This is a genomic window from Deltaproteobacteria bacterium (genome assembly GCA_016219225.1).
Classification (GTDB): domain Bacteria; phylum Desulfobacterota; class RBG-13-43-22; order RBG-13-43-22; family RBG-13-43-22; genus RBG-13-43-22.
In genome coordinates, this window is sequence record JACRBX010000275.1 from 1 (window position 1) to 11,836 (window position 11,836).

Here is an 11,836-nt window from a genome sequence, read left to right on the forward strand (position 1 = left end):
CTCCCGGTCTCCCCATTGATAAAATATTCCCATCCCGGGTCCGTATTATAACCATATGATTCCATAAATAAAATATTATTCTCCCCCCCCTTAACCGTCTATAGCCTGACCATTGTCAAAAAAGGAATTTCCTATACTATTGAATTAATTTTGATGCTTCGTGGCGCCCCCCTGGGGGGCATGAGGTTTAAAACTTAAACGATATTCCCGCCAGAAAGGAATAGTAATGGTCCGCCCTGTTCAGCCCGAGATTCGCTCCGAGATCGAGGTTGATTTTTTCGGTCAGGGAATAGATAAGCCCTCCCAGGATAAAGGCGGGGTGCATATCGGAAGACGGATCAGGGTTTCTTTCCGTCCCGATATTAGCAACGGCCTTGAGGGTCTTGGTCAGTTTTATTTCAGAGGCCAGAGAGGCATGCCAGATGTCGACTCTCTCATCCACCCCGTTTTGATGTCTTTTATACCCCAGATTCAGATGAAAAGCCCAGGGTTCTAATTCTTTAGTACCGATGAAAAAGAAGCTGTAATTCACCCTGCCGTTTCCGAGTCCCTTGGAATCATCTCCGGTGGGCAGTAATATTCCCGGTTTTAGGGCCAAACTAAAACCATCTCTTTCATAAAATCGCCACTTTACTTCAAGGGAGGTGTCCGAGATCCCTCTTTCCGTAGCAATAGTTCCGGAGCCCTCCGTTCTGATCTGCAAATAGGGAACACCGAGGACAACGTCCAATTGATCCAATATCCCATAAGACAGGACGTTAGTGATCGAAAAAGTATCTTCTGTTATTCCAGACCCGTCGCTATGGCCGAATTCACTGTTCACTTCAATCTGGAAGTTTCCCTGGCCCTGGGTACCGGTATCATCGGTAATCAGGGGATGGGCGGCCAGGGCCGGGGTTGAGTAAAACAAAACTAAGCCAATTATTATTAACTTTCTTACCATTATTGTCTATTCCTTTAATTATTAAATTTATTGAAACTCATTCTCAACAAAAATGAAAAATTTATTGACAGCCCGGACAATAACCAAAAATCTCAAATAGGACCTTTTCAGGAGTGAACCCATTTTTTTGACAGACCTGTTTTTCGATTTTCCTTAAGGCCGGCTCTTCAAATTCAGTAATTTTCCCGCATTTCAGGCAGATCAAATGATCATGGTGGCCCTCTCCGTCATGGACATGCTCATAATGGAGGTGCTTCTCCCCATGGATCACCTCTTTGATCAACCCGGCCTTGACCAGAAGGGGTAAAGTCCGGTACACCGTGGCCTTGGAGATTTTTTCTCCTTTCCCCCGAAGACGAAAGGTCAGCTCATCGGCCTCAAAGTGGCCCTCGGTAGCAAAGATCTCCTCTAAGATCCGCTCCCGCTCCGGGGTCATTTTTAGACCCTGCTCACCCAAATATCTTCTGAATTGCGATTTCGGCTTGATCATCCTCACCCTTTTATGCTGTTTTCATTGATTAGACTCTGTAATTGAAATTGAGATTCAGTCTCAATAAACCAAAAATGTTTAACTATGTCAAGCATTATATTAAAATCTGTCAAAAAATTATGATCAATTTTCTTTAGAAAAAATTGACACCACATATGAAGTCATATAAAATGACTTTCTATGAAAAATAAATTACTCCTGAAGATACAAACCGGGAGAAGCAACGTCCGGATGGATGAATTGCTGAAGGTAATGGATCTGTTTGGATTTACGTTGAAAAGGACAAAACATGGTTATATTTTTTCCCACGACCAACTGAAGGGCATTATCATGCCCCACGTTCCGATTCCTCATGGACGGGAAAATAAAGTTTTGAGTCATTATGTCGATCTGTGCCTCCTGGCCATCGATGCTTTACGAAAAGGAGAGCAAAAATGAAAAAATTAGCCACCTATAAATCATTTCATTATCGAATGGAAATAGAATATGATCAAAATGACCGTGTATATTTTGTCAGCTTCCCCGACCTTCCTGGCTGCGTGATGCATGCAGAAACACTGGAAGAAGCGGTAAAGGCTGCGCATGAGGTTAAGGACGAATGGCTGACCACGGCTTATGAGAAAGGGTGGAAAATACCGGAACCCTCACGCCATCAGGAAACAACTGGAAGGCTTACTCTGAGAGTGCCCCGGTATATCCACAAAAAGATAATGGAAACCGCAGAAAAAGAAGGGGTCAGTCAAAATCAATTGCTCCTTTCCTTCATATCCGAAAAATTAGCCTATCGATAAGCTCTCGAAAAGCGGGTAAGCTGTTTTTTTTCATTCATAAAAACATAATCATTAGATTTTTTTTTGGCCCCCGTAGGTAAGCTCACGTAAGACCGTTACCGAATCGGCCTTGGTCCAAAGGCCCACATGCCCCTTGATAGGGGTCTGAGCTTCATATTCCAAGACCGGTTCATCATCAGCATATCCTGTCAGGTGTGGACCTTTGATTTCCACCTTGAGCCCATACCAACGATTGGAATCGATCTTTATTTTTACTGAAGCCCGCTGAAAGCGTTTATTGTTAATATATTCAAAGAGAATCACATTGTCTTCCAGGGCGTTGATGCGAAAGACAAGATAATTTCCTGAATTTTTTATTCCAAAGGCGAGTCCTCCGGCCCGATCAATGCTCCCTTTAATGGCCTTGACCTGAACTTGGGCCATTCCATCGGCCATTTCGCTGTTCTTAGCGATAGCCAGGGGGAAATAATAATAGGCTTCGATGTTATCCAGCAACTCCTGGGTGGAAGTTCCCACAACCTTACTGACTGCACCCACCAAACCCGAAAACAAAAACAACCCTGATTTGGAGCCATCCTGAAGAAAGACGGTTTGGCCGTCTTCAGTGCTCTGTTTCCATTCCCCGGTTTGAACAAAAAAGCCCTCTAATCTTTCTTGCTGCGGGCCGGTCAAAAAATCATATTCTTCTTTAAAAAACCGATCGGTCAAACGCTGGATGTCTCCCTGACTATTTAGGGCCATGTCTAAGAGACGGCTGCAGGCCAACAGTCTGCCCACCTGGTCCAGCTTTTCTTCCATGGACCTTCGATTGTATCCGATTAGGGAGGCTTCCAATAAATCTCCCTGGATGGTGATCTCAAAGCCCAATTTTTTTAAGATGTCGGCCAGGAAAATTACCCTCAAGGAGCGTCCCCTATAATTCCCCGCGCCCCCGGCAAATTGCAGGGCAATATAATTTTGGCTACTGTACTCACCACACAAGCAATCCACCGTAGCAAAATGATAACCGAATTTGGCGCTGAAATTCAGGTAGTCCCTGGATAGCAGGGCATAACTATCCCCCCCAGGGGTTTCGCCAAATTCCGAGGTAGCCGCCACGGCCATCAAGGTCATAAATTTTTTCATGTCAAAATTTATCGATCCGGCCCAGGTGATGCCAGGATGGGTGAAGCCTTTCCAGACGGCTTTCATCGGAATGGATTCAATATGGTCGGGATTTATGGAGTCGCAGGTAGACAAACCTTCCTTGAGCCCTCCTCCTAAATCCAGGAGATAAAGAACTAAAGGGATGTTGGTCTTTAAGCGTATCGCGACGGATTTGCTGCCGGCAGTATCCACCAGGCCGAACATTTCTTTTACGGCCTGTTCATGAGTAAAACGGACGAGATCTTGAAAAGTCCGGCATCCTTCCGGAGAAAAGGAGGGGTGGTGAGGATCGGTAAGATTCAGAGGAGAAATTAAATCCAGGATGGTTCTAAGCCGGTGATGGACCGGACTTTCAAAAATCCTATTTTGAGGGAGTTGAAAATTGCCGACCAGTTCCTCGACGATGCCTTTATAGACCGTGGTGGTTTCTCCCTGAAGGGTAACTTGGTCTCCGTGAGCCAGAGTGGAAGTGGCCTTGTCAGTATCGAAGATAGCCGGAATCCCAAACTCCCTGGCCACGGAGGCCAGGTGGCTGGTGATGCTGCCGATATCGGTAATGATCCCTTTAATCTTGCCCATCAGTCTGGCATAATTGGGAGAAGCCGTTTTGGCCACCAGTATGGAACCCTGGGGAATATTTTCAAGGTCCCCTTCTTCCTTTAATAGATAAACCGGCCCGGCGGCAATGCCCGGGGAGGCGACTTGGCCTTTGGAAAGGAGGATTGGGTGATTGGGGAGATCTCGCCGAATTTCGATCTGCTCCGGTTTGCGGTTAGGAAGATTCAAGGGACGTGATTGAAGAATAAATAATCGATCGCCCTGATCCATGGCCCATTCAATATACTGGGGACTGCCAAAATATTTTTCCAACCTTAATCCATAGTGTGCCAATTGGATGACCTTGTCATCTGAAAGGGAAGGCATCCCCTTCTCCTGCTCAGGAACTTCTTCCAACATCGTGCCCCCCTGGGGCGAACTGATCAGTCGATGATCTTTCCTGCTGGTTACCTTTTTTTTGATCTCCATCGTTTCTCGATCCACCAGGAACTGATCCGGGGAGGCGCTGCCATCCACCAGGTGTTCTCCTAAGCCCCAAATGGAACTGATTTTCAGATGGGTGGACTCCGGATCTTCCGGATCACGGGTATAGAGTACCCCGCTTGTTTTGGCATCAATCATCTCTATGCCGGCTACACCCATGGGGGTCAGTTGATCAATAAATCCCTGTTGATATCGATAAAGCAGCGCCCTCGCAGAATATTTACTGGCCAGGACGGTTTTAAAGGCTTCTAAAATATTTTCCCGCCTGACATTCAATACGGTTTGAAATTGACCGGCAAACCCGGCTTCCGTGTCCTCGCCAATGGCACTGCTGCGCATGGAAATCCTCAGGTCTTTTCCGGATCGTTCTTCCAGGGAATCATAAGCTTCTAAAATAGCCTTTTGAATATTTTCCGGTACACTGGCCTGGAGGATCATGGTCATGAGCGTTGTGCCGATTTTTTCCATTCCATTCAACGACTCGGGATCGAACAGGGACAATTCTATCTCAATGGGCTTGGCTAACTTATTTTCTTCAATGAATTTTTCGTATGCTACGGCTGTGACGGCAAAGCCTTCCGGAACGGGTACCTGGAGGTCATTTTTTATGGCGGATAAATTACCTGCTTTCGCTCCGACCAGGCTTCGCTTTTCGGGGGTAAGGGCTTCAAGAGTCAATACCAGTTCTTGGGATGAAAAGGCAATCATAGGGCTTAGCTCCTGAGCCAGTTCCTGCTGAAGTCTTTGATAGACCCCGGATAGAGAAGAAAACTTACTTTCCGACAGGATATCGAAGTCAGCTAACAGGGCCTTGAGTTCAGCGGATAAATCTTGGACCTTTTTCCGAACTTCGACGAGACTGAAAGGACGGCCACTGTAATACATCTGCTCCAGCCCGGCAATGAAACTGAGGCAGGCATGATTGTGTTCAAGAAGGGATTTAAAAAATTGGTACCGGCTGACATGTTTTCCTTCGAGGTTGACCAACAACCGGCAGCTATCCCCTTTGGAAAAAAGTTTCAGGAATCTTCCCATGTTAATGGTTCTCCAATCGTTGAATTAAAATTTAGAAAATGATTGACCAAGGCCTCGACCATATGGGAACGAACGGCATTGTCGGGCATATAAACAAGACTGTCTTCAGACCCTCGCCTTGGCCCTTTGATATCGATTAATTCTTTTTCAGGAATACCGCCGTTACACATTGCCGTCCAGGATTAGAGTAAAAATAAATTCCAAATTAAGCCCATACCCCCGGAGGCCAGGATAACCGGTATCATGCCGATCTTTCCCCATTGCAGGGCCACAAAGGAAACCAATCCTACCCCCGCACCAAACCAGTTAAACCCGTTGGTCTCCGGGAAAAGGATCTGTATGCCGAACCAGACCGCGAGGTTCAAAACAACGCCAACCACAGAAGCGGTTATAGCCGAAAGGGTCGAGGAGATCTTTTTGTTTCCACTGAATTTTTCAATATAAGGCCCTCCCAACAAAATGAAGAGAAAAGAGGGCAGGAAAGTAAAATAGGTGGCTATCAAAGAGCCGACAAGTCCACCCCAAAATGGCGTGAGGTTGCCGGGGTGATTCCACCCGGCCATAAAACCGATAAACTGGACAACCATAATTAAAGGTCCCGGAGTGGTTTCCGCCAGCCCCAGCCCATCCAACATTTGAGGGGCCGTCAGCCAATGGAATTGTTCAACCCCGGCTTGAGCAATATAGGCCAACACCGAATAGGCCCCCCCAAAGGTTAAAAAAGCCGCCTTGGTGAAGAAGACCCCTGCGGTAATAAATACAGGCGTTGACCGTATTAGAAAGAGGGCCAGAAAAGGAAAGGTCCACAAAAAAAGAAAAATCATTATTAAATAAACGTTTCGTTTTTTTGATGGGATTATATGACAGGAGATTGGATCTTCACACACCTGGACATAAGCTTCTTCGTAGGCCTCCCCTTTATCCTTGATGACGATAAACTTACTTGGCAGCCAGACGCTTCCTGCCAACCCGATCACGCCGGCCCCTATGACAATCAGGGGAAAGGGAATTTTTAAAAAGAAAATGGCCATGAAGGCCAAGGCTGATAGGATAGCCATGACTTCATTCTTTAAAGCCTTTTTCCCGATATTGATGACCGCCGTGACGACAATGGCCATGACCGCTGGTTTCAGGCCCATAAAAATACCCGCAATCCAGGGGATATTTCCGAAAGCGGCATAGATAGTGCTTAATCCCAAAAGGATGAAGATGGAAGGCAGGACAAAAAAAATCCCGGCCACAACCCCGCCCGAATTTTTATGAAGCAACCATCCGATGTAAATGGCCAGTTGGTGGGCTTCCGGACCGGGCAGCAGCATGCAGTAATTTAGGGCTGTCAGGAACCGGTTATTGGAGACCCATTTTTTCTTCTCCACCAATTCCTGGTACATTATCGAGATTTGGCCGGTCGGACCTCCGAAGCTGATGAACCCCAATTTTAACCAAAACTTAAAGCCTTCCCAAAAAGAAGGATGGGGGGTCTGGTCTTCCATATTTTTCATTTCTATCAACCGAGTGTAAACTTCTTCCGGCCGAGGTATTTAAGTTAAGCCACTGATTCAGCTTCCACCGGAAATCCAAATTAAAGACTATGTCGATGGAGAGAATAGAAATTTTATTTTTTATTGGTTAGCTCTTATGTTCACCGATATTTTGTCGGGGACCATCATGTCTCGACCCCAAACCGCGAAACCGACCGTGCCGATGATCCCGAAGACGAAGGCCGTGATGAAGTTAACCTCCGGGCTGTTTTGCCATAAAAACGCTCCGCCCAGGGCGGCGACGGATACAAAAACGTCCCGGATCAGGTAGTAGAGCCCGAACATGCCCGCCTGGCAGCTTTTTGGGGAGAGATCCATAATCAGGGATTTGCGGGTAGGCTCGCCGAATTCTTTCAGGCCCCTGAGGACAAAAGCGAGCAGGAGCCATTCGAATGTTCGGCTGTACAGAAGCACCAGGGGGAAGAAGGTGAAAAAGATAAAGGTAATAAGAACAAAAGGCTTCTTGTGACACCTGTCCGCCAGGTAGGCCACCGGGATATAGACCAATACCGCCGTGGCCATTTCAATCGTGGTGAGAAACCCGAATTGAACGGCGGATACCGGCTCGGCGATGGTCTTCATACACCAGATCACCACGAAGGCATAAGGGATCTGTTCGCAAAAGCGGATCAGGATGTCGGTGACCAGGAGTCCCTTCATGGCCGGGTTCATCAACCGCAGCAATTTCAGCGGGTTTTTTTCCGGCCTGAGACCGCAGGCCTCTGCCGGGGATTTTGTTCCGGAGGTATCGTCGGTAAGGAGGCGCTGTTGAAGCACCAGGGCCACCCCCGCCAGCGCCAGCGCCGCCCCAAAGGCCAGACGAACCCCGTTTCGCTCGCCCCAGACGCCGATAAAGACCCCGCCGACCAACGGCCCCAGCGCCATGGGGATGCGACGCACCAGCGAGTGCATGGTCACCCCCATGGTGCGCTTGTTTTGGGGGAGCACCTTGTACATCAGGCTCATGGTGGCCGGTAGCGAGATGGCCGACCAGGAGATAAAGAGCACCGCCCCGACCAGGACCGCCTGCCAGGAAGGGATCACGATCACCAGGCCGAAACCGGTCATAGCCACCAGATTAAAGACCAGCAGCGACCTTTTAGTACCGATACGGTCTGCCAGGTAACCGCCGGGAAAGCTGTACAGGGCCGAAAGCAGGTTGTCCATGGCCTGGAGCAGGCCGATAGTCAGGGCGCCGCCCCCCAGGGCCATCAGGTAGATGGGCAGAAAACGTTCGGCCATTCGCTCCCCCATACCCACCAGCACCACCATGCCAAGCAATCCGACGGTGCTGCGTTGCAGTGCGAGGAAGTCGGTGATCCGGGCGGTGCGGGTGGTTGGGGTGTCCGGGGACGCCATGGATTATCCTTTCGATCCGCTCCCGGCCACATCCAGACGGCACCAGGCATAAAGGGCGTCATAGACTTCGAATTGGCGCTCGAGGTTTTCCTGGTCGTCGGGATAGCGCAGGCCGAAGCCTACGGCGATGGCTTCAAAGCCGGCAGCCAGAGGATCGGCGTTAAGCCGGTTGGTGTCTGCAGCATTAATGACCCTGGCCATCCGCAGCAGGGCCGGATCGGTCAATTCAAACTCCTTGATGATCACATCGAAAGTGCAGAGGGCGTCCCGGTGATGCAATTCGGCCCCCGGTGTATCGAAAGCAACAGCGCCTTCCTTTTCTGCGATTTCCAAAACCCTCTTCTTTGGAACAAAAAGAAATCGGGCATCCGAGTCAATAAACCGGGTGATCAACCAGGGACAAGCCACTCGGTCGACGTGGACATGGGAACGGGTTATCCATTTCATAAGTCGTCTCCTTCAGTCTTATTTCTCAGGCTAAGGAGTTTTTAGGCCGAAATAGGCCAGAGTCTTGTCCATCAATGCCTGGACGTCCTCCACCAAATGGTTGAATTTGCCGTTCAAGTCATCGGCCAGGTGCCGGACGTACTCCTGAGCCCCTTCCTGACCGTACTTGTCCTCAAACATCCGACTGAATTCGAGTACCCGAGTGATATCGTGCCGTTCGTTCTTGTGCTCCGGATCATCAATCCATTCATGGATCTCCCGGTACTCTTTCCCTGTTTTTTCCTGGCTTATTTTTACATGTCGATCAATAGGTGGCATAATTATTTCCCCTTTTTTTATAAAGTTTTTGAGGCATAAAGTATCTCAAACAAGGCTATGCCTTTTTCTAAAATCTCCCCGTCCTCCTTGACGGTTTTTCGGATACCTTTCAATATTTCTTCCACCCCCCTCGCTTCCGGGGCATGATGTTTTTCATCTTTCAAATCAATCTCATGAACGATTTCGGCCAGCTTGCTGAGGGCCTTGTCTTTTAACCCAAAAGCCTTGATCAGAACCTCGAAGGTACAAAAATCTGCTTGGTGGGTAAATTCCCCGTTTTTCGTGTCAAAGTTAACATATTCTTCCTTATGATTTGCTATTTCATCTTCATCATTAAAATTAAAAACCGCCCTTTTATCGATAAATTTCCTAATGAGCCAGGCCGAGGCCATCCTGTCCACATAAGGTCGTTTTCGGGTAACCCAAATCCTTCGCTGGTAATCTTTCCGGTCCTTTAAAGAAATCAGTTTCTCCGGCTTTTTTACCTCCTTTGTCGACAAGGTCTTTATATCGTTATGGATGGCTTTCATTTTTATCTCCAGGGAGGTCCCTTTTTTTGATAAAAAGAAATCCACTTTCCTAATCGCCTCGAATTCTTTGGAGAGATGGCCAAGGTCATCGGTCAATTTTTTATTTTTTTCTAAGCCCCCCCTTTTTTTTAAATTAGCGATCTCTCTTTCCAGTGTTTCAACCCGGTCCTCCACAAGGCGATAATCCTTCTCCCTATAATGATCAAAAAGGGCGATAAGTTCCCTCTCCGGCATGGATTCTATCCGTTCAACCCGGACAAAGGCTCCTTCCCCCCCCCTACCGCTAACTTCCGCAACCAGCCATTGAAAATATTCATGATTTTCTTCATTGTCGGGGAGAATATATACCGACCCTTTAAAGGGAATGGCGCCTATCCGGGATAATTTTCTCCAGATTTTCATCCTGTTCCCAACAGGTTTGGAAGGGAGACTATAAAAGAAAAGGAGCCAGCCCATTGTTTTTGTCTGGGTTTTTTGTATCATTTGTTTCGAATGTAATATGTGTTACTTCATTTGTCAAGCCCATTTTATCCATCTTTTGAGGCTGCAGAATTACTTTCCCGGATGGTACGGTTTTTAAGTCCCAAAGAATGCTTTACAATTCATAGATTTTTTTTTAATATATAATTTTTTTAAAGTGATTTCCCCGATTCAAAACTCAAAAGAAAAGGGGACGGGAGAACTTTTTATGAAAAATTTAGGGAATATCATGAACCAGGCCAAGATGATGCAGAACCGATTGGCCCAAATCCAGGAAGAAATGGCCCAAAAGACCGTGGAGGCCTCCTCCGGGGGCGGGATGGTGACTGTTGTGGCCAATGGCCGTCAGGAGATCCTTTCGGTTAAGATAGAACCCGAAGTGGTTAATCCCGATGATGTCGAGATGCTTCAGGACCTGGTCCAGGCCGCGGTCAATGACGCCCTTAGAAAGGCCCAGGAGATGGTCTCTCAGGAAATGGCCAAGGTAACGGGTGGACTTAAAATCCCCGGGCTTTTTTAGTGATGGGGGTGTCCATATATCCGCCGCCTTTAGCCGCCTTGATCGCTTCCCTTTCCCGTCTGCCGGGATTGGGAGAAAAGACGGCCACCCGGTTGGCCTTGCATCTCCTTCGGCGCCCACAGGCGGAAGTCCTGGAATTGGCCCGTACCCTGTCCGAAGTTAAGGAAAAGATCCGTTCCTGCTCCATCTGTTTTAATCTGACCGAAGCCGATCCTTGTCCGCTTTGCCAAAATCATGACCGGGGTTCCGGGATCTTATGTGTGGTGGAAGGTCCGGGGGACCTGATGGCCTTGGAAAAGGCCGGCGGCATTAAGGGAAAGTATCATGTCCTGCAAGGGACCTTGTCTCCGATCGACGGGGTAGGCCCCAAGGATCTGCGGATCCGGGAGCTGATGGAACGGCTCGACCGGGAAAATATTTCCGAGGTGGTGCTGGCCATCAATCCGTCCCCCGAAGGAGAAGCGACGGTCTCTTTTTTAATAGAACAGATCAAGGCCAAAAAACCGGATTTGCGATTGACCCGGATTGCTTACGGAATTCCCATGGGCGGGGATCTCAAATACATGGATAACTGGACGATCAAAATGGCCTTAGACAGCAGGAGGGATGCATAACAGTATGTCGTCAGGTATGAAAAAAGGTTCTGAAATTATTATTGAGGTCTTGCTGGAAGAAGGGGTGGATGTGGTTTTCGGATTTCCGGGGGGGCAGATTATTCCTCTCTATGATGCCCTATATGATTGCCCCATCCGGCATATCCTGACCCGGCACGAACAAGGGGCCGCCCATGCCGCCGACGGCTATGCCCGGATTACCGGGAAAGTGGGCGTCTGTATCGCCACCTCCGGACCGGGGGCGACCAATCTGGTAACGGGTCTGGCCAATGCCTACATGGACTCGGTGCCCATGGTGGCTTTGACCGGCCAGGTGCCTACTTCCATGATCGGCAATGACAGCTTTCAGGAGGCCGATATTTACGGTATCAGTATTCCCATTACCAAATACAATTACTTAGTCAAGGACATCAACGACCTGGCCAGGATCCTGAAGGAAGCCTTCTACCTGGCCCGCACCGGGCGACCCGGCCCGGTTTTGGTGGACCTTCCCAGGGATATCCAAGTGGGCCGGATCAAATACAAGCCCATTAAAGAGGTGTATCTTCCCAGCTATCACCCGACTATCAAGGGGCATCCCA

The 11,836-nt window shown here is 48.4% G+C and carries 13 protein-coding genes; 5 read left to right on the forward strand and 8 right to left on the reverse strand.

Features of this window, described 5'->3' with window-relative positions; all coding sequences use genetic code 11:
* Positions 1 to 187 precede the first annotated feature (187 nt).
* Both HY879_22825 and HY879_22830 read right to left on the reverse strand, forming a co-directional pair.
* Complete coding sequence (locus HY879_22825) at positions 188 to 943, reverse strand: transporter (GenBank protein MBI5606177.1); 756 nt, start codon at positions 941 to 943, stop codon at positions 188 to 190.
* A 61-nt stretch (positions 944 to 1,004) separates the two neighbouring features.
* Positions 1,005 to 1,433 (reverse strand): transcriptional repressor, encoded by a 429-nt coding sequence (locus HY879_22830; GenBank protein ID MBI5606178.1) that lies wholly within the window; start codon positions 1,431 to 1,433, stop codon positions 1,005 to 1,007.
* A 180-nt stretch (positions 1,434 to 1,613) separates the two neighbouring features.
* Here HY879_22830 and HY879_22835 point away from each other — a divergent pair, with 180 nt between their 5' ends.
* Positions 1,614 to 1,871, forward strand: a complete 258-nt coding sequence (locus HY879_22835; GenBank protein ID MBI5606179.1) for a hypothetical protein — start codon at positions 1,614 to 1,616, stop codon at positions 1,869 to 1,871.
* Positions 1,868 to 2,224, forward strand: coding sequence for a type II toxin-antitoxin system HicB family antitoxin (locus tag HY879_22840; GenBank protein ID MBI5606180.1), 357 nt, complete (start codon positions 1,868 to 1,870; stop codon positions 2,222 to 2,224). The genes HY879_22835 and HY879_22840 overlap by 4 nt, the downstream gene beginning before the upstream one ends.
* A gap of 51 nt (positions 2,225 to 2,275) precedes the next feature.
* Here HY879_22840 and HY879_22845 read toward each other — a convergent pair whose 3' ends face one another.
* From HY879_22845 to HY879_22870, 6 genes are all read right to left on the reverse strand, one after another.
* Positions 2,276 to 5,446 carry a pyruvate, phosphate dikinase gene (locus tag HY879_22845; protein ID MBI5606181.1) on the reverse strand — a complete coding sequence of 1,057 codons (3,171 nt, stop codon included), beginning with the start codon at positions 5,444 to 5,446 and terminating at the stop codon, positions 2,276 to 2,278.
* A 182-nt stretch (positions 5,447 to 5,628) separates the two neighbouring features.
* Positions 5,629 to 6,948 carry a chromate efflux transporter gene (chrA, locus tag HY879_22850; GenBank protein ID MBI5606182.1) on the reverse strand — a complete coding sequence of 440 codons (1,320 nt, stop codon included), beginning with the start codon at positions 6,946 to 6,948 and terminating at the stop codon, positions 5,629 to 5,631.
* A 120-nt stretch (positions 6,949 to 7,068) separates the two neighbouring features.
* Entirely contained in the window at positions 7,069 to 8,346 is a 1,278-nt protein-coding gene (locus HY879_22855) for an MFS transporter (protein ID MBI5606183.1), read from the reverse strand.
* 3 nt (positions 8,347 to 8,349) lie between these two features.
* Positions 8,350 to 8,793, reverse strand: coding sequence for a chromate resistance protein (locus HY879_22860; GenBank protein MBI5606184.1), 444 nt, complete (start codon positions 8,791 to 8,793; stop codon positions 8,350 to 8,352).
* A gap of 30 nt (positions 8,794 to 8,823) precedes the next feature.
* Positions 8,824 to 9,111: a hypothetical protein gene (locus HY879_22865; protein ID MBI5606185.1), complete on the reverse strand. Its 288-nt coding sequence runs from the start codon at positions 9,109 to 9,111 to the stop codon at positions 8,824 to 8,826.
* A gap of 17 nt (positions 9,112 to 9,128) precedes the next feature.
* Positions 9,129 to 10,043, reverse strand: a complete 915-nt coding sequence (locus HY879_22870; protein MBI5606186.1) for a chromate resistance protein — start codon at positions 10,041 to 10,043, stop codon at positions 9,129 to 9,131.
* A 286-nt stretch (positions 10,044 to 10,329) separates the two neighbouring features.
* Between HY879_22870 and HY879_22875 the strand changes: the two genes are divergently transcribed.
* From HY879_22875 to HY879_22885, 3 genes are all read left to right on the forward strand, one after another.
* On the forward strand, positions 10,330 to 10,641 hold the full coding sequence (locus HY879_22875) for a YbaB/EbfC family nucleoid-associated protein (GenBank protein ID MBI5606187.1): 312 nt from the start codon (positions 10,330 to 10,332) through the stop codon (positions 10,639 to 10,641).
* A gap of 2 nt (positions 10,642 to 10,643) precedes the next feature.
* Positions 10,644 to 11,255, forward strand: a complete 612-nt coding sequence (gene recR / locus HY879_22880; GenBank protein MBI5606188.1) for a recombination protein RecR — start codon at positions 10,644 to 10,646, stop codon at positions 11,253 to 11,255.
* A gap of 16 nt (positions 11,256 to 11,271) precedes the next feature.
* A partial coding sequence (locus HY879_22885; GenBank protein MBI5606189.1) for an acetolactate synthase large subunit occupies positions 11,272 to 11,836 on the forward strand: 565 nt, incomplete at its 3' end.

Coding starts and splice junctions, on each gene's coding strand:
- HY879_22875 (MBI5606187.1), top strand. CDS start 10,330: ATGAAAAATTTAGGGAATATCATGAACCAGGCCAAGATGATGCAGAAC.
- HY879_22860 (MBI5606184.1), bottom strand. CDS start 8,793: ATGAAATGGATAACCCGTTCCCATGTCCACGTCGACCGAGTGGCTTGT.
- HY879_22830 (MBI5606178.1), bottom strand. CDS start 1,433: ATGATCAAGCCGAAATCGCAATTCAGAAGATATTTGGGTGAGCAGGGT.
- HY879_22845 (MBI5606181.1), bottom strand. CDS start 5,446: ATGGGAAGATTCCTGAAACTTTTTTCCAAAGGGGATAGCTGCCGGTTG.
- HY879_22870 (MBI5606186.1), bottom strand. CDS start 10,043: ATGAAAATCTGGAGAAAATTATCCCGGATAGGCGCCATTCCCTTTAAA.
- HY879_22835 (MBI5606179.1), top strand. CDS start 1,614: ATGAAAAATAAATTACTCCTGAAGATACAAACCGGGAGAAGCAACGTC.
- HY879_22865 (MBI5606185.1), bottom strand. CDS start 9,111: ATGCCACCTATTGATCGACATGTAAAAATAAGCCAGGAAAAAACAGGG.
- recR (MBI5606188.1), top strand. CDS start 10,644: ATGGGGGTGTCCATATATCCGCCGCCTTTAGCCGCCTTGATCGCTTCC.
- HY879_22840 (MBI5606180.1), top strand. CDS start 1,868: ATGAAAAAATTAGCCACCTATAAATCATTTCATTATCGAATGGAAATA.
- HY879_22825 (MBI5606177.1), bottom strand. CDS start 943: ATGGTAAGAAAGTTAATAATAATTGGCTTAGTTTTGTTTTACTCAACC.
- HY879_22855 (MBI5606183.1), bottom strand. CDS start 8,346: ATGGCGTCCCCGGACACCCCAACCACCCGCACCGCCCGGATCACCGAC.
- chrA (MBI5606182.1), bottom strand. CDS start 6,948: ATGAAAAATATGGAAGACCAGACCCCCCATCCTTCTTTTTGGGAAGGC.